The 22,153-nt window shown below is 55.9% G+C and carries 20 protein-coding genes; 11 read left to right on the top strand and 9 right to left on the bottom strand.

The features are described 5' to 3' along the window. From F0320_RS13245 to F0320_RS13235, 3 genes are all read right to left on the bottom strand, one after another. Entirely contained in the window at positions 1-2,541 is a 2,541-nt protein-coding gene (locus tag F0320_RS13245) for a fimbria/pilus outer membrane usher protein (protein WP_126330169.1), read from the bottom strand. A gap of 9 nt (positions 2,542-2,550) precedes the next feature. Then, a complete protein-coding gene (locus F0320_RS13240) occupies positions 2,551-3,243 on the bottom strand; it encodes a fimbrial biogenesis chaperone (RefSeq protein WP_126330167.1) in 693 nt (230 codons plus the stop codon). A gap of 137 nt (positions 3,244-3,380) precedes the next feature. Then, positions 3,381-3,995, bottom strand: a complete 615-nt coding sequence (locus F0320_RS13235) for a fimbrial protein (protein WP_316326010.1) — start codon at positions 3,993-3,995, stop codon at positions 3,381-3,383. Positions 3,996-4,461: 466 nt separating this feature from the next. Between F0320_RS13235 and flhB the strand changes: the two genes are divergently transcribed. From flhB to F0320_RS13210, 5 genes are all read left to right on the top strand, one after another. Continuing rightward, a complete protein-coding gene (gene flhB / locus F0320_RS13230) occupies positions 4,462-5,610 on the top strand; it encodes a flagellar biosynthesis protein FlhB (protein WP_047652336.1) in 1,149 nt (382 codons plus the stop codon). After that, positions 5,603-7,681 (top strand): flagellar biosynthesis protein FlhA, encoded by a 2,079-nt coding sequence (gene flhA / locus F0320_RS13225; RefSeq protein WP_126330165.1) that lies wholly within the window; start codon positions 5,603-5,605, stop codon positions 7,679-7,681. The genes flhB and flhA overlap by 8 nt, the downstream gene beginning before the upstream one ends. Next, positions 7,681-8,073 (top strand): flagellar protein FlhE, encoded by a 393-nt coding sequence (gene flhE, locus F0320_RS13220; RefSeq protein WP_047652334.1) that lies wholly within the window; start codon positions 7,681-7,683, stop codon positions 8,071-8,073. Before flhA ends, flhE begins: the two co-directional genes overlap by 1 nt. Positions 8,074-8,335: 262 nt before the next feature. Beyond that, positions 8,336-9,919: an MFS transporter gene (locus F0320_RS13215; RefSeq protein ID WP_126330163.1), complete on the top strand. Its 1,584-nt coding sequence runs from the start codon at positions 8,336-8,338 to the stop codon at positions 9,917-9,919. 4 nt (positions 9,920-9,923) lie between these two features. Further along, the gene (locus F0320_RS13210) at positions 9,924-11,063 is read left to right on the top strand and encodes a glycoside hydrolase family 88/105 protein (RefSeq protein WP_149323937.1); all 1,140 of its coding nucleotides are present in this window, start codon (positions 9,924-9,926) and stop codon (positions 11,061-11,063) included. Positions 11,064-11,098: 35 nt separating this feature from the next. Here the strand turns inward: F0320_RS13210 and argS are convergent, their stop codons facing one another. Continuing rightward, positions 11,099-12,832 (bottom strand): arginine--tRNA ligase, encoded by a 1,734-nt coding sequence (gene argS, locus F0320_RS13205; RefSeq protein WP_045404452.1) that lies wholly within the window; start codon positions 12,830-12,832, stop codon positions 11,099-11,101. 239 nt (positions 12,833-13,071) lie between these two features. On the opposite strand from argS, the gene F0320_RS13200 reads away from it, so the two are divergent. Both F0320_RS13200 and cutC read left to right on the top strand, forming a co-directional pair. Continuing rightward, positions 13,072-13,632, top strand: a complete 561-nt coding sequence (locus tag F0320_RS13200; RefSeq protein WP_047652331.1) for a VOC family protein — start codon at positions 13,072-13,074, stop codon at positions 13,630-13,632. A gap of 78 nt (positions 13,633-13,710) precedes the next feature. Next, the gene (gene cutC / locus F0320_RS13195) at positions 13,711-14,454 is read left to right on the top strand and encodes a copper homeostasis protein CutC (RefSeq protein ID WP_045355966.1); all 744 of its coding nucleotides are present in this window, start codon (positions 13,711-13,713) and stop codon (positions 14,452-14,454) included. A gap of 262 nt (positions 14,455-14,716) precedes the next feature. Here cutC and cmoB read toward each other — a convergent pair whose 3' ends face one another. From cmoB to F0320_RS13170, 5 genes are read right to left on the bottom strand one after another with little or no spacing between them, the layout of a single operon-like run. Next, a complete protein-coding gene (gene cmoB / locus F0320_RS13190) occupies positions 14,717-15,688 on the bottom strand; it encodes a tRNA 5-methoxyuridine(34)/uridine 5-oxyacetic acid(34) synthase CmoB (RefSeq protein WP_126330161.1) in 972 nt (323 codons plus the stop codon). Further along, positions 15,685-16,428 carry a carboxy-S-adenosyl-L-methionine synthase CmoA gene (gene cmoA / locus F0320_RS13185; protein ID WP_029741772.1) on the bottom strand — a complete coding sequence of 248 codons (744 nt, stop codon included), beginning with the start codon at positions 16,426-16,428 and terminating at the stop codon, positions 15,685-15,687. The genes cmoB and cmoA overlap by 4 nt, the downstream gene beginning before the upstream one ends. A 40-nt stretch (positions 16,429-16,468) precedes the next feature. After that, positions 16,469-16,864: an MAPEG family protein gene (locus F0320_RS13180; RefSeq protein ID WP_021240443.1), complete on the bottom strand. Its 396-nt coding sequence runs from the start codon at positions 16,862-16,864 to the stop codon at positions 16,469-16,471. Positions 16,865-16,915: 51 nt separating this feature from the next. After that, positions 16,916-17,734 (bottom strand): DUF72 domain-containing protein, encoded by an 819-nt coding sequence (locus F0320_RS13175; protein ID WP_126330159.1) that lies wholly within the window; start codon positions 17,732-17,734, stop codon positions 16,916-16,918. Next, positions 17,731-18,297: a hydrolase gene (locus tag F0320_RS13170; RefSeq protein WP_149323930.1), complete on the bottom strand. Its 567-nt coding sequence runs from the start codon at positions 18,295-18,297 to the stop codon at positions 17,731-17,733. Before F0320_RS13170 ends, F0320_RS13175 begins: the two co-directional genes overlap by 4 nt. A gap of 263 nt (positions 18,298-18,560) precedes the next feature. On the opposite strand from F0320_RS13170, the gene aspS reads away from it, so the two are divergent. Genes aspS through ruvC form a run of 4 tightly spaced genes read left to right on the top strand, consistent with a single transcriptional unit; the run spans position 18,561 to position 22,102 of the window. Then, positions 18,561-20,333 carry an aspartate--tRNA ligase gene (gene aspS, locus F0320_RS13165; protein ID WP_126330155.1) on the top strand — a complete coding sequence of 591 codons (1,773 nt, stop codon included), beginning with the start codon at positions 18,561-18,563 and terminating at the stop codon, positions 20,331-20,333. Between the two features lies 1 nt (position 20,334). After that, positions 20,335-20,778 carry a dihydroneopterin triphosphate diphosphatase gene (gene nudB / locus F0320_RS13160; protein ID WP_047652324.1) on the top strand — a complete coding sequence of 148 codons (444 nt, stop codon included), beginning with the start codon at positions 20,335-20,337 and terminating at the stop codon, positions 20,776-20,778. Between the two features lie 27 nt (positions 20,779-20,805). Beyond that, positions 20,806-21,546, top strand: a complete 741-nt coding sequence (locus F0320_RS13155) for a YebC/PmpR family DNA-binding transcriptional regulator (protein ID WP_008500447.1) — start codon at positions 20,806-20,808, stop codon at positions 21,544-21,546. Between the two features lie 34 nt (positions 21,547-21,580). After that, the gene (gene ruvC, locus F0320_RS13150) at positions 21,581-22,102 is read left to right on the top strand and encodes a crossover junction endodeoxyribonuclease RuvC (protein ID WP_003859749.1); all 522 of its coding nucleotides are present in this window, start codon (positions 21,581-21,583) and stop codon (positions 22,100-22,102) included. Positions 22,103-22,153: the final 51 nt, after the last annotated feature.

Genomic DNA, 22,153 nt, shown 5'->3' with positions numbered 1-22,153 from the left:
TTATTCCTGCTGACAAAGCTCGCTAACCGAGCGAATACCGTTAGGGCTTTCGGTTTGGTTGGCTGACTGTTGCGTAATGCTGGCGCGGCACTGTTGGCCCTTGCCGTTGCCCCATTTCACGGTGAGCTGTGCGGTATCACTAAGGCCTGCCAGATAGACGGTACCGGTATCATCGACAATGCCGCTTATCACCGGGGCGCTACTGGTCGCGATGGCACCGAAAGGAACGGGGAGGCCGTTTGGACGCTTCAGGGTGACCAACATCCGATAGCCTGTGTGAGCGTCAAATCTGGCCAACACCGCCGCGTTGCGCGAGGGAATGACGGTGATGGCGGTATCGCTGGTGTCTACATTTTCCGGCAGGCTCGAGGTATCAATACGAATATTGTTCTCCTGGTACGGAGTGAGCGATGGAATGACTGCGTTACCCTGCCAGTCGGTCTGAATACCACGCTGGTTCAGGAAACGGACGCCGGACGCGTCGTTGGCGTTGACGATAGCAAACTGGCTGCCCAGAGGCTGAGCCAGCGTGACTCCCTCAGGATGGGCAACAATACCGCCGCTAATGCCGTAATTAAGCTGCTGAGAGTCATCAGTGGAGGCGTAATAACCGGCGGTCAGGTTGGCGTATTGCGAACGGTAGCTGCCATAGACGCTGCTGATATCCTCCCCGTCGTGGTTGGAATGGCTTTGCTGCAACGAGTAGCTCAAACGCTCGTCGTCCAGCAGCGTGCCGCTGAGGCCCACGTTTTGCCGCGTATAGCCATTTTTAGTATTGCTGATGTTATAGCTACTCCAGGCGCGTGGCAGCCATCTGGCGAGAGGAATGCTAAATCCCAAAGAGACCATCCTGTCAGACTCTTCGTCGTTGGTTTTGCTGTACGTATAGGCCATGTGATAACTCGTGCCGGCAACAACGGTATTAAATCCAAACGACAGGCTGCGCTCTTTTTTAGTGGTGCCCCAATAGTCCTGCTGATAACCGTTAAGATACAGACTCGCCCCAGCAACGGTTTGGCTAATGCTGGCCTGAATGCGGTTGCGTTTATTGTAACGAAACAGCAGATCGTCTTCGTGGCCGTCACGCATTTGGTTGGCGTCGACAAAGCTGTAATATCCGCGGCTGGTGTATCGGTAGCTGCCGAGGCTGAAGTTGGTATCGGTCGAATCCAGTTTACCGGTATAAAGCAAACGCCATGACTGGCCGGTATGCTGGCTGTTATCGTCCAGGCGGGTATCGGCCAGGGTAACGTCAGCGGACAGCGAGCCCAGCGGCCCGAGCGCCATACCGGTACCGGTATTGGCTGCGTTATAGTCTTTCGAGAGCGTCAGCCCTCCAAACCAGGTGAAAAGGTTATTTAAACCGTAAATCATGCTTCCCTGGAAAAAGTCGGGTTCCTTTTGATCGCTCCCGCTTTCAGCACGATAACGGCCTGCCGTCATTTCGTACTTCATACGCCCAGGCCGCAGCATAACCGCAATACTGGAGTAGGGCTGCGTAAAGTGATGCTCGGTGCCGTCAGCCTCTTTCACCGTAACGTCCAGATCGCCGCTGTTGGTCGTGGAGTAGAGATCGTTGATCTCGAACTCACCCGGCGCGACGTTTTGCTGATAGATGAGATAGCCATTCTGGCGCACCGAGACTTTAGCATTTGAACTTGCGATGCCGCGTATGACAGGGGCATAGCCGCGTTGGCTATAGGGAAGCATCTCTTCATCTGACGCAAGGTTGACGCCCCGGTACTGTAAGCTATCAAATACCTCGCCCCGCGTGTTGCTTTCCCCGGCCGTGAACTGCGCCTTGAGGGCGTCAACGTCATGCTGCAGGAAGGTATTGATGTTTTCCCACAGGTTTTCACTGTCAGAATTGCTCCACGTTGAATAGTTGCGCACTCGCCAGCCTCCCAGGTTGGCGCCTGTGCGCAAATTCAGATACTGACTGGTGGCGCTGTTGTCACCGCTCTCCTTATTTTTTGATCCTGAGAAAGCGTAGTCACTGAACAACACGGGGACACCGTCGTCCCAGCGCGAAGGATCGATGTAATCGCGACTGGTACCACTTAACGCGGCCTGAGGAATACTCAACGCTAATGTCATGGTTGAAAACTCAAGCCGCGCGGAGGCCAGAGGGATATAGTTGCTGATATCTTCAGGCAAAGCCTTATTTGCGGGTAACGCAAGCAAGGCGGGATACCGATCGATAGCAATCCCCCATGCCCGCAGCATATCCGGTGTGAGCTGCGGTATCAGTGACCCTTCCGGGGAACTGACGTAAGCGATATTGGTGGTGCTGAGGCGGCGTTCGTTCACCTGCACTCGTGAAGAATAGGTGCCGGGTAGCTGAGCATTCGACTTTGAAAAGAGTGAAAGGTCGATATCCTGCTGAGCCAGCATGTCTCCTTCAAGCGATGAGGGAGAGAAACGATACTCACGGGCCAGCGTCGAGAAGCTCGCGATGAGCAAGACACCGCCAAGGCAGCGAAGAAGCGGATTCAGTCTGAAGCGCCGCTCGTATGACAACTCATTACGTCCTGTCATCATCGAGGTCTTTTAATCCTGCGCCAGGGGGGAGGTATATTTTTCGGAAGCATTGCCGTAATCGGTAATGCAGCGCCAGGTGACGTTCGTCCCCTGAGCATTGCCAGGGAGAGGAATGTCAGCGCGGGATTTAGGGGCAACCATGTCGGCTTTTTCCACTTTGTGCGCACCCAGCGCAAGTGAATCAAAGACGCTGTAGAACGCCCCTGCGTTGATGACGGTGAGTTGCTGACCATGACGAGCAAATCGCAGGTTTTTGCAGGATTCAGAGGGCGTACCGCTCAGTCCGACAGGACGCCAGAACAGTTTCAGACGCGTTTTATAGATTAACCGCAGGACGTTTTTGTCATCCTCATCCGTAGCCGTGGCAGGGACGGTTCGCACGTTCATATAGAACAAAGATTCTTTATCCCCGGATAAGGCTGTCCCGTTCCAGGTAATGCGCAGGCTTTGCTCTTTTTGCGGATCGAGTCGAAAGAGAGGCGGTGTCACGATAAACGGTCCGTGCGTTTTACCATCACCCGTATCCGTCCATGACTGTATTAACCATGGAAGCTCTTTATCATTATTTTGTAAGGGCAGGGCAACTTCCTTTTTCGCGGCATCGTAGATTATGCGTGTGCGACCTATCTGAATACCTGCTGCGTGACAAAAAGTGCTTGCAATGACAGGAATACATAATAAGACATGGAGTGATATGCGCATAGTGAAACCTTTAATAAAGGAGGGTGAGGCGAAATGATATTAGTCCGAATACGGATTCGGACTAATATCAGATCATGACTCCTTAAACGTCATGAGGCCTAAATCTATTTATATTATGAATGTCAGCAGTGTGTTTATTAACGGTAAAGAATGTTTACCGTCATATCAGCGTCTGCCGGACCGGCCGTAACCGCAGTTGCAAATGATTTATAGCGAGCATTAAAATCAGCTTTAATCGTATCTTCGGGTTTTGACGCCAGTTCGATATAGACCTGCCCTTCGGCGCCGTCCATCGTGATGAGCTTATCATCTTTACCCGCCAGGCTGACGGCAACGCCGATACCGGTGGCCGCGGTATCGCCCGTGGTGGTAATTTTACTGACGTCCAGCAGCGTTTTGGCCTTGGTCAGGGTTGTTGGGCCGTTAAAGGTCAGCTGTACAGCCGGAAGCCCATCGCTTTGCAATGGGCAGTTGGCAAGCGTGATGGAGAATGGCATAAGTGCACTTTCCGTCCCAACAGCAGTAAACAATGATATTGGATAGGTACCCAGCGGGACAGTACTGTCCGTATCATTGTCACCCTGAATCGTGCAGCTTGATTCGATAATTTCACCCGTGAAGTGAATAGTGCCGGCATTCATTTCTGCGGCGAAGCTATTCATCGACAGTATTGCAAGGGCTAAGCCCGCAATAATATTCTTTTTGAAATCCATCTTAATTTTCCCTTTACGTAAAAAAGAAATATCTGGCATAAATTTTGCTTTCTAGTGAAAAGTATATTACGCCGCGTGAAATTATAACATTTAATATTCTACTGGTAAGTGAGTTTCAGGGCTAATGTTATATGCATTAATTCATTTTTGGATTGTGTGTGGTAATGAATTATGTGGTTTGAATTTCCCTGAATTATTGAATTTACATATTTATATCATTCCTGCAATACCAGGTAGTTAAAATTGACGGCTATGTTAATTTCCTTTCGAAATTTTTTTAGAGTAAACGTTCTTTTGAACTGCGCTTAATTCATTTTGTAATATGAAGCGCATCACAAAAGCTGGACTCTATTTTTCGGTTATTACTTGTTCGCTCTTCTCTCACCCAACGTGCGGAGTGTGGGCTTAAACTGGATAAAAAGACCCGGTTATAGGGGTTTATCAGCCCATTGATCAAAGGCTGTGCTGGCATGATACCCGTGACGTAATGGGCTGAGCATGCACTGTGGCAGAAGAGAACGACGATAAAACGGAAGCCCCCACACCCCACCGACTAGAAAAGGCGCGTGAGGAAGGGCAGATCCCCCGATCCCGAGAATTAACCTCCCTGCTGATCCTTATCGTAGGGGTGTGCATTATCTGGTGGGGCGGGGAGTCGCTCGCCCGCAAGCTGGCGGGAATGTTGTCCACCGGCTTACGTTTTGACCACAGCATGGTCAACGATCCGAATCTGATCCTCAGCCAGATTATTCAGCTTATCAAAGGGGCCATGGTCGCACTGTTGCCTCTGATTACCGGGGTCGTGCTGGTCGCGCTGGTCTCACCGGTGATGCTCGGCGGTCTGGTTTTCAGTGCCAAATCGCTGCAGCCGAAATTTTCCAAACTGAACCCGCTGTCGGGTATTGCGAAAATGTTCTCTGCGCAGACCGGGGCTGAGCTGCTTAAAGCCGTTCTCAAATCGGTGCTGATGGGCAGTTCTGCGGGGTTTTACCTCTGGTACCACTGGCCGGAAATGATGCGTCTTATCAGCGAATCGCCTCTCACCGCGATGAGCAACGCGCTGAATCTGGTTGGGCTCTGCGCGCTGCTGGTGGTGCTCAGCATTATCCCGATGGTGGGTTTTGACGTGATCTTCCAGCTTTATACCCACTTCAAAAAGCTGCGTATGTCGCGTCAGGATATTCGTGACGAATATAAGCAGATGGAAGGTGACCCGCACGTAAAAGGGCGCATCCGCCAGATGCAGCGTGCCGCCGCCCGTCGCCGCATGATGGAAGATGTGCCGAAGGCCGACGTCATTGTCACCAACCCGACGCACTATTCCGTTGCGCTGCGCTATGACGAAAACAAAATGAGCGCGCCGAAGGTCGTCGCGAAAGGGGCCGGACTGATCGCACTGCGCATCCGGGAAATTGGCACTGAAAACCGCGTGCCGATCCTCGAAGCCCCTCCGCTGGCGCGTGCCCTGTACCGCCATGCGGACATTGGACAACAGATCCCGGGACAACTCTACGCCGCGGTGGCGGAAGTGCTGGCCTGGGTGTGGCAGTTGAAGCGCTGGCGTCTGGCTGGCGGTCAGCGGCCTGTGAAACCTGAGAACCTTCCGGTGCCTGCCGCGCTGGATTTTATGAACGAGAAGGACACTGATGGCTAATCTGGTGGCAATGTTGCGCCTGCCCGGCAACCTGAAATCGACCCAATGGCAGATCCTTGCCGGGCCGATTCTGATCCTGCTAATTCTGTCGATGATGGTACTGCCGCTACCGGCGTTCATCCTCGATCTGCTTTTCACTTTCAATATTGCGCTGTCGATTATGGTGCTGCTGGTGGCGATGTTCACCCAGCGTACCCTGGAGTTCGCCGCATTCCCGACCATTCTGCTGTTTACCACCTTGCTCCGACTGGCGCTTAACGTGGCCTCCACGCGTATCATCCTGATGGAAGGCCACACCGGTGCTGCAGCGGCAGGTAAAGTGGTGGAGGCGTTCGGCCACTTCCTGGTGGGCGGCAATTTCGCTATCGGTATCGTGGTGTTCGTTATCCTCGTTATCATCAACTTTATGGTTATCACCAAAGGTGCAGGGCGTATCGCGGAAGTGGGCGCGCGTTTTGTGCTGGACGGGATGCCGGGCAAACAGATGGCGATCGACGCCGACCTGAACGCCGGTCTTATCGCCGAAGATGAAGCCAAAAAACGCCGTTCGGAAGTGACGCAGGAGGCGGACTTCTACGGCTCTATGGACGGTGCAAGTAAGTTTGTGCGCGGTGACGCCATCGCGGGCATTCTGATCATGGTGATTAACGTGGTCGGCGGTCTGCTGGTGGGTGTATTGCAGCACGGGATGGACATGGGCCACGCGGCGGAAAGCTATACGCTGCTGACCATTGGTGACGGTCTGGTCGCGCAGATCCCGGCGCTGGTTATCTCTACTGCGGCGGGTGTGATTGTAACCCGCGTGAGTACCGACCAGGACGTTGGCGAGCAGATGGTGGGCCAGCTCTTCAGCAACCCGCGCGTGATGCTGCTGGCCGCTGCGGTTCTGGGTTTGCTCGGCCTGGTGCCGGGTATGCCAAACCTGGTGTTCCTGCTGTTTACGGCGGGTCTGCTGGGGCTTGCCTGGTGGATGCGTGGCCGTGAAATCAAACCGGCAGCGGAACCTGTTCAGGTAAAAATGCCGGAGAATACCCAGGCCGTCGAAGCGACCTGGAACGACGTTCAGCTGGAAGATTCCCTGGGAATGGAAGTTGGCTATCGCCTGATCCCGATGGTCGATTTCCAGCAGGATGGCGAGCTGCTTGGCCGTATCCGCAGTATCCGTAAAAAATTCGCGCAGGATATGGGCTTCCTGCCGCCGGTTGTACACATCCGCGACAATATGGACCTGCCGCCCGCGCGCTATCGCATTCTCATGAAAGGGGTCGAAATCGGCAGCGGTGATGCCTATCCGGGCCGATGGCTGGCGATTAACCCGGGTACCGCCGCAGGCACCCTGCCGGGTGAGCAAACCATCGATCCGGCCTTTGGCCTGGCTGCTATCTGGATTGAAAGTGCGCTGAAAGAGCAGGCGCAGATCCAGGGGTATACGGTTGTTGAAGCCAGTACCGTGGTGGCAACCCATCTTAATCACCTGATCGGGCAATTCTCGGCAGAGCTGTTTGGCCGTCAGGAAGCGCAGCAGCTGCTTGACCGCGTCACGCAGGAAATGCCGAAGCTGACGGAAGACCTGGTCCCGGGCGTGCTGACCTTAACCACGCTGCACAAGGTGCTGCAAAAGCTGCTCGAAGAGAAGGTGCCGATCCGCGATATGCGCACCATTCTCGAAACCCTTGCCGAGCATGCGCCGATCCAAAACGATCCGCACGAGCTGACGGCGGTGGTACGCGTTGCGCTGGGCCGCGCGATCACCCAGCAGTGGTTCCCGGGAACCGGAGAGGTGCAGGTCATTGGTCTCGATACGCCGCTTGAACGCCTGCTGCTGCAGGCCCTGCAGGGCGGGGGCGGCCTGGAGCCGGGCCTGGCGGATCGTCTGCTGGCGCAAACGCAGGAGGCGCTGACGCGTCAGGAGATGCTGGGGGCGCCGCCGGTGCTGCTGGTGAACCATGCGCTACGTCCGCTGCTGTCGCGCTTCCTGCGTCGTAGCCTGAACCAGCTGGTCGTGCTGTCGAATCTGGAGCTGTCGGATAACCGTCATATCCGCATGACCGCGACGATTGGAGGAAAATAATGGGTAAATGGATCTGGATTTTGCTTTTCCCTTTGGTGGCGCAGGCTGCCGGGGAGGGCACGTGGCAGGCAAGCAGCATGGGAGTGACCCTCAGCAACCGGGGTGTTGCCATGTCATCTAACCCGCTGGCGCCTGCTGAAGAGGTTTCCGGTCTGATGGGCCTTGTGGTCTGGAATTACCGGCTGATTGGCCCAACACCCGCAGGCCTGCGAGTGCGCCTCTGCTCTCAGACGCGCTGCACGGAAATCGACGGTGAAAATGGCACGACGCAGGCGTTCAACGGCGTACCGGCCATTGAACCTTTGCGTTTCATCTGGGAAGTGCCGGGCGGGGGGCGCTTAATCCCGGCGCTGAAAGTCCAGAGTAATTCCGTCATCGTGAACTATCGCTAACACCCTGCCTTTTCACCAGCCATCAGGACATTCTGATGGCTGGCTCTCAAAACTGACCTCTCCTTTTGATCAAATAGAAACGCTGTTTTATAAATCAGTGACGCGCGTGACCCTACCCTTTGTATTTTTGCCATACACCCTCTCTGGAATGGCAGAAACAGAAAGGTATCAACAGGTCGATGCATTTACTGTAGCCGTATAAAAGCTCCCGGACGAAGCGCGTTTGCAGGGAGTCTCCTGAAACTGATTAGGGCTGACGGCAATGAAAACACGTAAAATTGGACTCGCGAATTATCTTGCTTACGGGTCAGGCGATTTTCTCGGGGCGGGTACCACGGCCCTGACGGCGGCCTGGCTTTTATATTTTTATACCACCTTCTGCGGGCTTTCACCGATCGAAGCAACGTTCATCTTTGCAGCGGCAAGGGTACTGGATGCCGTCGTTAGCCCGTTGATGGGCTTTTTAACCGATAACTTTGGTACGACCTGGCTCGGCAAGCGCTTTGGCCGTCGTAAGTTCTTTATCCTGCTGGGGATCCCGTGCGTGTTCAGCTACTCGCTGATGTGGGTTGGGGACATGAGCTTCGGGTACTACCTGCTGACCTATCTGGTGTTTGATATTGTTTACACCATGATTCTGGTGCCGTACGAAACGCTGGTGCCGGAAATGACCGATGACTTTAAGCAGAAAACCAAGTTCTCCGGGGCGCGTATCGCTATGGCCCAGATGTCTGCCATTCTCGCTTCCTTCCTGCCGGGGATCCTGTTGACCTGGTTCGGGAAAGACAACGCGGTTTCCTTCTTCTACGCAAGCCTGGTCTTCTCCGTGCTCTGCGCGCTGATGCTGACCTTCGTCTGGTGCTTCACCTGGGAACGCCCGCGCGAAGAGTGGTCTGAAGCGGCGCTGCGTGCTGAAGAAGAGAAGAAGAAGCTGACGCTGTGGCAGAGCCTCAACCGCCTGATCGTTGAGCTCAGCTCCACGCTGCGCATCAAGATTTTCCGTCAGCATCTGGGCATGTACCTCGGCGGCTATATCGCGCAGGACGTGTTTAATGCGGTATTCACCTACTACGTGGTGTTCGTGCTGATGCAGGAAGCGTCAATGGCGTCCAGTCTGCTGGGCACGATGGCCATCTTCCAGTTCCTTGCGGTTATCGCCATGATCCCGCTGTGTATCCGTTTCGGGCCTGCGCCGTCCTACCGCATGGTGGTGGTGCTGTTTGGTCTGGCATCAATTTCCTACGCCGTGCTCTATTACGCGGGCCTGAGCGACGTTTACGCTCTGCTGTTGCTGATCTCTGCGGTGGCGGGCCTCGGTCGCGGCGGTATCAACTACGTGCCATGGAATACCTACACCTACATTGCTGACGTGGATGAAGCGATCACCGGCCAGCGCCGCGAAGGGATCTTCGCGGGCATCATGACCCTGACCCGTAAGGCGTCACAGGCCGGTGCGGTGATGCTGGTGGGCATTGTGATGCAGATGTCCGGCTTTGTCAGCGGTCAGAAAGTACAGCCTGCGGAAGTGAGCCACACCATTTTGACGATCCTGAGCGTGGGCACCATCCTGGTGCTGTTCTGCGGCTTCCTCGTTTCCCTGCGCTTCAGGCTCAATTTGCAGACCCACAGCACGCTGCGCGAGGAGACCGCGAAAATGCGTGAGTGTGGTCATGCGATGCCTGAGTCAGCGACGCCACACGCCCGCGCCACCGTCGAGATGCTGGCCGGTATGCCCTATGAGTCGCTGTGGGGCAATAACAACATCGGTTATCTGAATCGCAACAAGCCAGCGGCACCCTCTCTGAAAGAGCGCGCGGTACTGAATTCGACATACAACAGAGGTTAAGATGATGAAAGTTTGGCCTGTCAAACATAGCCCGTTACTGCGTCAGCCAGAGCGCTTTATCGCCCGGGACGAGCTGAAATCGCTGATTCAAAAGGTGACGCATAGCCTGGTCAATATCCACGACAAAACGGGTGAATTTTTGCTGCGGCTGGACGACGGGCGCGTGATCGACACCAAAGGCTGGGCCGGATGGGAGTGGACGCACGGCGTTGGCCTGTACGGTATCTGGCAGTATTACTGCCAGACCGGCGATGAAGGTATGCGAGACATTATCGACAGCTGGTTTGCCGACCGCTTTGCGGAAGGCGCGACCACCAAAAACGTGAATACCATGTCGCCGTTCCTTACGCTGGTTTATCGCTACGAAGAGACCAAAAATCAGGCCTGGCTGCCGTGGCTGGAAAGCTGGGCGGAATGGGCGATGGCCGAGATGCCGCGCACGGAACACGGCGGGATGCAGCACATCACCCTGGCGGAAGAAAACCATCAACAGATGTGGGATGACACGCTGATGATGACGGTGCTGCCGCTGGCGAAAATCGGCAAGCTGCTCAATAAGCCGGAGTACGTTGAAGAGGCGGTCTATCAGTTCCTGCTGCACGTGCAGAACCTGATGGACCGGGAGACCGGGCTGTGGTTCCACGGCTGGAGCTATGACTGTAATCATAACTTTGCCCGTGCCCGCTGGGCGCGCGGCAACAGCTGGCTCACCATCGTCATCCCGGACTTCCTTGAGCTGGTGGATCTGCCGGAAAGCAACGCGGTGCGCCGCTACCTGGTGCAGGTATTGAATGCGCAGATTGCCGCGTTGGCGAAATATCAGGACGACAGCGGGCTATGGCATACGCTGCTCGACGATCCACATTCTTATCTTGAGGCGTCCGCCACGGCAGGTTTTGCCTACGGCATTCTGAAAGCCGTGCGCAAGCGCTACGTTGGTGCGGAGTATGCCGAAGTGGCAGAAAAAGCGATTCGCGGTATCGTCAAAAATATTTCGCCGGAAGGCGAGCTGTTGCAAACGTCGTTCGGCACGGGCATGGGCAGCGATCTTGAGTTTTATCGCCAGATCCCGCTGACGTCGATGCCGTACGGACAGGCGATGGCGATTCTCTGTTTGACGGAATATTTGCGGAAGTATTTCTGATAAGAAAAAACCCGGCGCTTGCCGGGTTTTTTGTATTACATGCGTTCTACGGTTTCGATACCCAGGGTATCCAGACCCAGCTTCAGGGTTTTCGCCGTGAGCTGCGCCAGCTTCAGGCGGCTGTTGCGGACCGATTCGTTTTCCGCAGACAGAATAGGGCAGTGTTCGTAGAAGCCGGAGAACAGACCCGCCAGATCGTACAGGTAAGCACACATCACGTGCGGCGTGCCGTCACGCGCGACAACCGTCAGCGTCTCTTCAAACTGCAGCAGGCGCGCCGCAAGCTGTGCTTCACGATCTTCCGTGATGGTCACTGTCGCATTCGCCAGTACGTTTTCATCAATGTTCGCCTTACGGAACACCGAGAGCACGCGGGTGTAGGCATACTGCATGTAAGGCGCCGTGTTGCCTTCAAACGCCAGCATGTTATCCCAGTCGAAGATATAGTCGGTGGTACGGTTCTTGGAGAGATCCGCGTATTTCACCGCACCGATACCCACGGCGTTGGCCAGTTTTTCCAGCTCGTCGGCAGGCATGTCCGGGTTCTTCTCGGCCACCAGACGGCGGGCGCGCTCCAGCGCTTCGTCCAGCAGGTCGGACAGCTTCACGGTTCCGCCCGCACGGGTTTTGAACGGTTTGCCGTCTTTACCCAGCATCATGCCGAACATGTGGTGTTCCAGCGGAACGCAATCCGGCACGTAACCGGCTTTACGCACGATGGTCCACGCCTGCATCAGGTGCTGGTGCTGACGGGAGTCGATGTAGTACAGCACGCGGTCGGCATGCAGCGTTTCGTAACGGTATTTCGCGCAGGCGATGTCTGTCGTGGTGTAGAGATAGCCGCCATCCTTTTTCTGGATGATCACGCCCATCGGTTCGCCTTCCTTGTTTTTGTACTCATCAAGGAACACCACCGTTGCGCCTTCGCTCTCTACCGCCAGGTTTTTCGCTTTCAGGTCAGCCACAATGCCGGGCAGCATTGGGTTATAGAGGCTTTCACCCATCACGTCGTCACGGGTCAGGGTAACGTTCAGACGGTTATAGGTCAGCTGGTTCTGAGACATGGTGATATCAACCAGCTTGCGCCACATCTCGAGGAAGTATTGGTCGCCGCCCTGCAGTTTAACCACGTAGCTGCGCGCGCGCTCGGCAAAGGCTTCGTCTTCGTCGTAGTGTTTTTTGGCTTCGCGGTAGAACCCTTCCAGGTCCGCCAGCGCCATTTCACCCGCGTTTTCCTGCTGCTGTTTTTCCAGGTAAGCAATCAGCATGCCGAACTGGGTGCCCCAGTCGCCCACGTGGTTTGCGCGGATCACCTTGTGACCGAGGAACTCGAGCGTGCGCACTGCGGCATCACCGATGATGGTGGAGCGCAGGTGGCCAACGTGCATCTCTTTCGCCACGTTCGGGGCAGAGTAGTCGATCACGACGGTCTGTGCCTCCGGCTGGGAAACACCCAGACGGTCAGATTTCAGCGCTGCGTCAACGTGGCTTGCCAGGAACGCAGGTTCCAGGAAGATATTAATGAAGCCCGGGCCGGCGATTTCGGTTTTGCTGGCAATGCCGGAAAGATCCAGATGCGTCAGTACCTGCTCAGCGAGCTGTCGCGGCGGCATGCCCAGTTTTTTAGCCACTGCCATCACGCCATTAGCCTGATAGTCGCCAAACTGTACTTTTGCTGACTGACGAACCTGCGGTTCGCAATCCGCAGGCGCGCCTGCGGCAATCAGTGCCTGACTGACTTTTTCGGAGAGAAGAGCCTGAATATTCACCTGGATACCTTACGTTTTTGATGCGGGCTTACAACCGCCCGCGCCAGTTAAAGAATTTAGGGCGGGAGTATACTGCAAATGCCCTCTGGCGTCAGCATTGCGGGGCCTGAAGATTGCTCAGAATCCAGGCGGTGAAGGTGTGCATAATCATGCAGTCGCAAAAAGCCGGATTCTGCGGTTGGTCAAAACAGGGCAACAGAGTAAATTAGCGGCTTTGCGACATGAAAAGAGAGTGACTTATGGCGAACTGGCAATCCATTGACGAACTGCATGATATTTCCGCAGATTTACCGCGCTTTACCCAGGCGTTCACAGAACTTGCCACCCGTCTCGGTCTGGATATCGCGCCGCTTGAGGCCGATCACATCTCTTTGCGCTGTCATCAGAATGCCACCGCCGAGCGCTGGCGTCGCGGGTTCGAACGGTGCGGCGAGTTGCTGTCCGAGAACATCATTAACGGTCGCCCTATTTGCCTGTTCAAACTGCATCAGCCGGTCAACGTGGCGCACTGGCAATTCACCGTGGTTGAACTGCCGTGGCCGGGAGAGAAACGCTATCCGCACGAAGGCTGGGAACATATCGAAATTGTCCTGCCGGGTGAGCCGGAGACGTTAAACGCGCGCGCGCTGGCCCTCCTTTCTGACGAAGGCTTAAGCCAGCCGGGAATTTTTGTGAAGACGAGTTCACCCAAAGGCGAGCGCGAGCGGTTACCTAATCCGACGCTGGCCGTCACTGACGGACAGGTCACGGTGAAGTTTCATCCGTGGACCATTGAGCAGATCGTTGCCAGCGAAGCGTAAGAGATGTGAGTTCACGCCGGGACTGAAAACGGACGGCGTGTCATGATGTTTCGTTTAGTGGAATTTCAGGAGGATTAAATGGCGCTGCTGGAGATTTGTTGTTACAGCGTGGAGTGTGCCGTGACCGCGCAAAAGCACGGGGCTGACCGCATTGAACTGTGTGCGGCACCCAAAGAGGGCGGGCTGACGCCGTCATACGGCGTGTTGAAGTCTGCCCGTCAGGCCGTCACCATTCCCGTTCACCCGATTATTCGTCCGCGCGGCGGTGATTTTTGTTACACGGCGGGCGAGTTCAGTGCCATGCTTGATGATATCGCGCTCGTTCGGGACCTGGGTTTTCCAGGCCTAGTGACTGGCCTGCTGGATGAAGACGGCAACATTGATATACCGCGTATGCGTCAGATTATGAGCGCCGCGCAGGGGCTGGCCGTCACTTTTCATCGCGCATTTGATATGTGTAAAGATCCGCTTCAGGCCTTTGAAACGCTTGGAGAACTTGGCGTGGCGCGCATCCTGACATCCGGTCAGCAGGCGTCAGCTGAAAAAGGACTGCAATTAATTACGGAACTAAAAGCACATTCCGGTGTTCCAATAATAATGGCGGGTGCGGGAGTCCGCGCCAGCAATCTGGAACGGTTTTTAAACGCCGGGGTAGAAGAGCTGCACAGCTCCGCGGGGAAATGGATACCTTCACCCATGCGTTATCGCAATACAGGATTGTCAATGTCGACGGATGCTGAAGCGGATGAGTATTCACGCTATGGCGTAGAGGGAGAGTCGGTTGCGGAAATGAAGTCGCTGATTGAGCGCCATCACGTGTAGCAACGTACCGATTTTTACCGCGCATCATGTCGCCCAATATGATGCTTGCTTGTACCAGGCCCCTGCCAATTACACAGGGGCCTTTTTTTCTCCTTCATATTTCAAGCCGCAGCTGCGTTGGCCGCCTCGCTCACCCCGGTCACTTACTGATGTAAGCTCCCGGGGATTCGCTGCGTTGCCGCCTTGCTGCAACTTGAACTATTTTGGAGAAAACGTGCTACGAGTAGGCCGGGTAAGGCGTAGCCGCCACCCGGCTAAAAGGCTACGGCTTAGTCGCAATCAACACCGCACGCATCGGAGCCGGATAGCCTTCGATGGTTTTGCTGTGGTCGGCCGGGTCGAGGAACTGCTCCAGCGATTCGGTGATCATCCAGTCGGTGCGGCGCTGTTCTTCGATAGACGTCACACTGACGTCGGCAATCCGCACATCCACAAACCCGCACTTCTCCAGCCAGTTCTTCAGCGCCAGCGCGGAAGGGATGAAGTAAACGTTGCGCATCTGCGCGTAGCGATCGCCCGGGACCAGAACGGCATGTTCATCGCCTTCAATCACCAGCGTTTCCAGCACCAGCTCGCCGCCGCTGACCAGCTGCTCCTTCAATTGCCACAGGTGTTCAAGCGGGGAACGACGGTGGTACAGCACGCCCATAGAGAAGACGGTATCAAAGGCTTTAAGGGCAGGGAGCTGTTCAATGCCCAGTGGCAGCAGGTGCGCGCGCTGGTCGTTACCCAGCAGCTTACGCACCGCTTCAAACTGGCACAGGAACAGCTGCATCGGGTCAATTCCTACCGCCAGATGCGCGCCCGCGCCAATCATGCGCCACATGTGGTAACCGCTGCCGCAGCCCACGTCCAGAATGGTGCGCCCGGTCAGGTCGGAAAGGTGAGGCAGAACGCGATCCCATTTCCAGTCCGAGCGCCATTCGGTATTGATGTTCACGCCGTAAAGTGAAAACGGTCCTTTACGCCACGGCATCAGGTTACGCATCAGCGTTTCGATGCGGTTGATCTGTCCGGCCGGGAGCGGCTCTTCGCTCTCGGCGGTGACGCTGTGCAGGAGATCCAGACGATGCGGGGTCAGTTCGGGCAGATACTCCACCGCGTTTGACCACTGCTTTAACAGGCCGTGCTGCTGATCGCGCTGCCAGGCGGCAATCTGCGCGGGCAAGGTTTCCAGCCAGTGGGAGAGCTGGTTTTTGGCAATCAGCTGATAGAAGTTGCTGAATTCGATCATGCGGATTCTCCCGCTTTCAGCGCCACCAGAGAGCCAAAGTTAAAGCACTGGAACCACAGTTCGCTGTGCTCAAACCCGGCTTTGCTCAGACGCGCTTTATGGGTTTCTACGGAATCCGTCAGCATCACGTTTTCGAGCATGCTCCGCTTCTGGCTGATCTCCAGCTCGCTGTAGCCGTTCGCCCGTTTGAAATCGTGGTGCATATTAAACAGCAGTTCGCCAACCTCGGCATCTTCGAAGCTGAATTTCTCCGAGAGCACCAGCGCGCCGCCGGGATTCAGCCCCTGATAAATTTTGTCCAGCAGCAGCTGGCGGTCTTCAGGCACCAGGAACTGCAGGGTGAAATTCAGCACCACCATCGACGCGTTATTGATCTCAATCTCGCGGATATCGCCTTCCACCACGTCTACCGGAACAGGGGCTTTGTACGCGTCAATATGGCGACGGCAGCGCTCAACCATGGCCGGGGAGTTATCGACGGCGATGATTCGGCAGCCTTCGTGGTGAACGTTACGACGAACCGACAGCGTTGCCGCGCCGAGCGAGCAGCCCAGGTCATAGACCTGCGTGCCGGGTTGAACGAAGCGCTCAGCCAGCATGCCGATCATAGAGATAATATTGGAATAACCGGGAACAGAGCGCTGGATCATATCCGGGAAGACTTCGGCTACCCGTTCATCGAAGGTCCAGTCGCCCAGGCTGGCGATAGGCGCGGAAAAAAGCGTGTCGCGATCTGACATAACGTAAAAATCCGGGAAAAATAAAGTGGCGTATTGTGCGCTAATGGAGGGAGAAAACCAACTCCCACGGCATATACCACAGGTTAGCCAGCACCATCAGCAAAAGCGAACACCAGGTCGCACTCATGCCGGAACGACGCCAGCGGATTAAGCGGTGGTGAAAACCGTAATAGTGCATCAGGCGGCCAGCAATAAGAAGCAGGCCACAGATGTGCACCATCCAGGTTTCTGCGCCATTCATCTCCATAAACAGCAGCAGGATTAAGGCTGCGGGGATGTATTCGACCGCGTTGCCATGAATGCGGATAGCGCTTTGTAGCTCGGAAAATCCGCCGTCACCGTAAGAGACGCGGTACAGCGTTCTGAGGCGCACAACATCAAATGAAAACTTAATCAGCAGTAATGCACCTAACACCGCATACAGCGCGCTGACCATACAAACTCCCTGTTTTTGGCAGATGGCACTTCACTATGATAGGGGGTGATATCAGAAAAGAGAAGATTGTTGTGGGATGGAAGGGGCGCTGCCCACGGACGGCACCGCAGCCTGCAAGGCCTGCCACAGAGCATCGACCAGTTCGGGCGCCTGGGCGATATCCGGCGTATGCAAAAAGAGATACGGCGTGGTGGTGTTCTCCCACGAGGCCAGTTTTTCCAGCCAGACGGCGAACATTGCCTGGTTTTGCTGCATGTTATCGCTGCCGATAAACCTGACCAATGGGTTATTCGCGGTCACGATGGCGTGAACCGGCACTTTCGGTTTTTTACGCTGAGCCTCAACGATGGCTTCGTTATGGGGGACAGCGCTGTGCACCGGGCGGCTATCGAGAATCACCCGGTTTACGGAACGCTCAAGCAGGCCGCGATTGAGCGCTTTTTCCGCTTCGCCCTTCGCAAAAAATTCAGGATGCCTGACTTCAACGCCGTAGGTGAAGTCACGGGGCAGGGCATCCAGGAACTGCCAGAGCGCGGGCAAATCATGTGGGCCAAACGTGGCGGGTAGCTGGATCCAGTACTGACCGATGCGGTTCGCCAGCGGCGACATGCGCGTAAAAAACTCTTCGGTCAAATCCCCGCAGTTGCGCAGCGCGGCCTGGTGGGAAATGGTGGCCGGAAACTTAAAGCAGAAGCGGAAGTCATCGGTCGTTTGTTCCCGCCAGCGCGTAACAATCTCGGCTTTGGGGAGCGCATACAGGGTGGTGTTACCCTCGACACAGTTGAAGTGCCGGGCATATTCCTCAAGGCTGGTGATGCCAAGGCGCACCCATTTCGGGTGCGACCACTGGGGCAGGCCTACGTACATCATAGCGCGCTGACAATCTCATCCGTGCTGCGCACGCGGCCGATGCGCGGGAATATATGGGTCATGCTGCCCTGATGCTGTTCCGCGGAAGCCGCGCTGCAGGCATCTTCGGCGATCACCAGGTTAAAGCCCAGCTCCCACGCGTTGCGGGCGGTAGACTCCACGCCGATATTAGTAGAAATGCCGCACAGGATGATGGTGTCGATGCCGCGACGGCGGAGCTGCAGTTCAAGATCGGTGCCGTAGAATGCGCCCCACTGACGTTTGGTCACTTCAATATCGCTGTCGCGTTTACCCAGCTTGGCCGGGTACGTCCACCAGTTTTCCGGCAGGGCGCGTGCAGGAGCCTGGGCATCAACGGGCTGTTTTAACGCTTCGGCGTAATCAGCAGACCAGCCGACGCGCACCATGACCACAGGCGCACCGCTGGCACGACATGTTTCCGCCAGGCGAGCGGTGCGGTTGACCACATCATCCGCGGTATGCGGGCCGCCGGCGAAGGGCAGAATGCCTTCCTGTAAATCAATCACGACAAGCGCGGTTTTACTGGCATCAAGTGTTAACATCGTTACTCCCGTTAAATGAATCACTTCCAGACACCATACGACGTGATGGCCTGTTCCTGGGCGGATAATTTTGTTAATTTTTGTGAGAATGCGCAATAAGAGTGCAGCAAACGACCGCCAGGCCGTGGTTCGCTCTTATCGTCCGGCGGAATTTCCAGTATAATAGCCGCCTTTTTTCATCCAGTTGTGACATACAGAAAGCTGCGACATAGTAGCCTGCATACCAGGCGACATTTAGCCTGCGGCTAATTAAGGGATATCTCATGCGTACAGAATATTGCGGGCAGCTGCGTCAGTCCCACGTCGGACAGCAGGTAACCCTGTGTGGTTGGGTCAATCGTCGTCGTGATCTTGGTAGCCTTATCTTTATCGATATGCGCGACCGCGAAGGTATCGTTCAGGTGTTCTTCGATCCGGATCGCGCAGATGCGTTGAAGCTGGCCTCTGAGCTGCGTAATGAGTTCTGCATTCAGGTTACCGGCACCGTGCGCGCGCGTGACGAGAAAAACGTCAACGCCGACATGGCGACGGGTGCCATTGAAGTGCTGGCGTCCGATCTGACGATCATTAACCGTGCGGAAGCGCTGCCGCTGGACTCCAACCACGTCAACACTGAAGAAGCGCGTCTGAAATACCGCTACCTGGATCTGCGTCGTCCGGAAATGGCTCAGCGCCTGAAAACCCGTGCGAAAATCACTAGCCTGGTGCGTCGCTTTATGGATGACCACGGTTTCCTCGATATCGAAACCCCGATGCTGACCAAAGCCACGCCGGAAGGCGCGCGCGATTACCTGGTCCCATCCCGCGTTCATAAAGGCAAATTCTACGCGCTGCCGCAGTCCCCACAGCTGTTCAAACAGCTGCTGATGATGTCCGGCTTCGATCGCTACTATCAGATCGTTAAATGCTTCCGCGACGAAGACCTGCGCGCTGACCGCCAGCCAGAATTTACCCAGATCGATGTGGAAACCTCCTTCATGACCGCCGAGCAGGTGCGTGAAGTGATGGAAGCCCTGGTGCGTAGCCTGTGGAACGACGTGAAAGGCGTTGAGCTGGGCGATTTCCCTATCATGACCTTCGCTGAGGCCGAGCGTCGTTACGGCTCCGACAAACCCGACCTGCGTAACCCGATGGAGCTGGTGGATGTGGCTGATCTGGTTAAAGACGTGGAATTCGCGGTCTTCGCGGGCCCGGCTAACGACGCCAAAGGCCGCGTAGTAGCGCTGCGCGTACCGGGCGGTGCGGCACTGAGCCGCAAGCAGATCGACGACTACGGCAACTTCATCAAGATCTACGGCGCGAAAGGTCTGGCCTATATTAAAGTGACCGAGCGTGCGAAAGGTCTGGAAGGCATCACCAGCCCGGTAGCGAAATTCCTGAACGCGGACATCGTGGAAGCGATCCTTGAGCGCACCGGCGCGCAGGACGGCGACATGATCTTCTTCGGCGCAGACAACAAGAAAGTCGTGGCGGATGCGATGGGCGCGCTGCGTCTGAAGCTCGGCAAAGACCTGAGCCTGACCGACGAAAACAAATGGGCGCCGCTGTGGGTTATCGACTTCCCAATGTTTGAAGACGACGGTGAAGGCGGCCTGACCGCAATGCACCACCCGTTCACCTCCCCGAAAGAGATGACGGCGGCAGAGCTGAAAGCGGCACCGGAAGATGCGGTCGCCAACGCTTATGACATGGTCATCAACGGCTACGAAGTGGGCGGAGGTTCCGTGCGTATTCACAGCGGTGAAATGCAGCAGACCGTGTTCGGCATCCTGGGCATCAACGAGCAGGAGCAGCGCGAGAAGTTTGGCTTCCTGCTGGACGCCCTGAAATACGGTACGCCGCCGCACGCGGGTCTGGCCTTCGGTCTTGACCGACTGACCATGCTGCTGACCGGCACCGATAACATTCGTGATGTTATTGCCTTCCCGAAAACCACTGCCGCAGCGTGTCTGATGACCGAAGCGCCAAGCTTTGCCAACCCGGCCGCACTGGCTGAGCTGGGCATTGAGGTGGTGAAGAAGGAAGAGAAAAACTGATATGACATATAAGCTCCCCGTTTCGGTCCTGGTGGTCATTTATGCAGAAGACACGAAGCGGGTGCTGATGTTGCAGCGGCGCGATGACCCTGAATTCTGGCAGTCGGTTACCGGCAGTCTGGAAGAGGGGGAGACCGCGCCGCAGGCCGCCGCGCGTGAAGTAAAGGAAGAGGTCGCCATTGACGTTGTCCGCGAGCAACTGACCCTGAAGGACTGTCAGCGCACGGTGGAGTTCGAAATTTTTAGCCATTTACGTCATCGCTACGCGCCGGGTACCGAGCGCAATACGGAGTCGTGGTTCTGTCTCGCGCTCCCCCATGAACGGGAGATCGTGTTTACCGAACACCTGACCTACCGCTGGGTGAATGCGGCGGATGCCGCCGCACTGACCAAGTCGTGGAGCAACCGGCAGGCGATTGAAGAATTTGTAATTAACGCTGCCTGAAAAGGCGCGCTCTTTGAGGATATTTTTATGGCAGGTCATAGTAAGTGGGCCAACACCAAACACCGCAAAGCGGCACAGGATGCCAAGCGCGGTAAGATCTTTACCAAAATCATTCGTGAGCTGGTGACAGCAGCGCGTCTGGGCGGCGGCGACCCGGCTTCTAACCCGCGTCTGCGCGCGGCGGTAGATAAAGCGCTGTCAAACAACATGACGCGTGACACCCTGAACCGTGCAATCGCACGTGGCGTGGGCGGTGACGAAGACGCGAACATGGAAACCATCATTTATGAAGGTTACGGCCCTGGCGGTACGGCGGTGATGGTTGAATGTCTGTCCGACAACCGTAATCGTACCGTTGCAGAAGTGCGCCACGCGTTCACCAAAACCGGTGGCAACCTGGGCACTGACGGTTCCGTTGCGTACCTGTTCAGCAAAAAAGGCGTCATCTCCTTCGAGAAAGGCGACGAAGATGCGATCATGGAAGCGGCGCTGGAAGCCGGTGCGGAAGACGTAGTGACCTTCGATGACGGCGCTATCGACGTTTATACCGCGTGGGAAGAGATGGGTGCCGTGCGCGACGCGCTGGAAGCGGCTGGCCTGAAAGCGGACAACGCTGAAGTGTCCATGATCCCGTCCACCAAAGCGGACATGGATGCGGAAACGGCACCGAAACTGCTGCGTCTGATCGACATGCTCGAAGACTGCGACGACGTGCAGGAAGTGTACCACAACGGTGAAATCTCTGATGAGGTTGCAGCGACTCTCTAATGAGAGCGTATAAATCCGTTACAGGAGACGCGTGATGTCGATTATTCTCGGGATTGACCCAGGCTCACGCGTCACCGGTTATGGCGTTATCCGTCAGGTGGGACGCCAGTTAACCTACCTGGGCAGCGGCTGTATTCGCACCAAAGTGGACGATCTTCCTTCGCGCCTGAAGCTCATTTATGCGGGCGTGTCGGAGATCATCACCCAGTTTCAGCCGGACTACTTCGCCATCGAGCAGGTCTTTATGGCGAAAAACGCCGATTCGGCGCTAAAGCTCGGTCAGGCGCGCGGGGTCGCCATCGTCGCTGCCGTGAACCAGGATTTGCCGGTATTCGAATACGCGGCACGTCAGGTTAAGCAGACGGTGGTGGGTATTGGGAGCGCGGAAAAAAGCCAGGTGCAGCATATGGTGCGTACCTTGCTGAAGCTTCCCGCGAACCCGCAGGCCGACGCTGCCGATGCGCTGGCGATTGCGATTACCCACTGTCACGTCAGCCAGAATGCGATGCAAATGAGCGAGTCGCGGCTCAATCTGGCGCGAGGCAGGTTACGATAATCAGAAATCAGGCTGGATAAACATCCAGCCTTTTTTTATTATGTCGGCAGT

Source organism: Enterobacter dykesii (assembly GCF_008364625.2).
Classification (GTDB): Bacteria; Pseudomonadota; Gammaproteobacteria; order Enterobacterales; family Enterobacteriaceae; genus Enterobacter; species Enterobacter dykesii.
The sequence above is the reverse complement of the archived record's forward strand: the minus strand, read 5'-3'. Positions and strand labels throughout refer to the sequence as shown.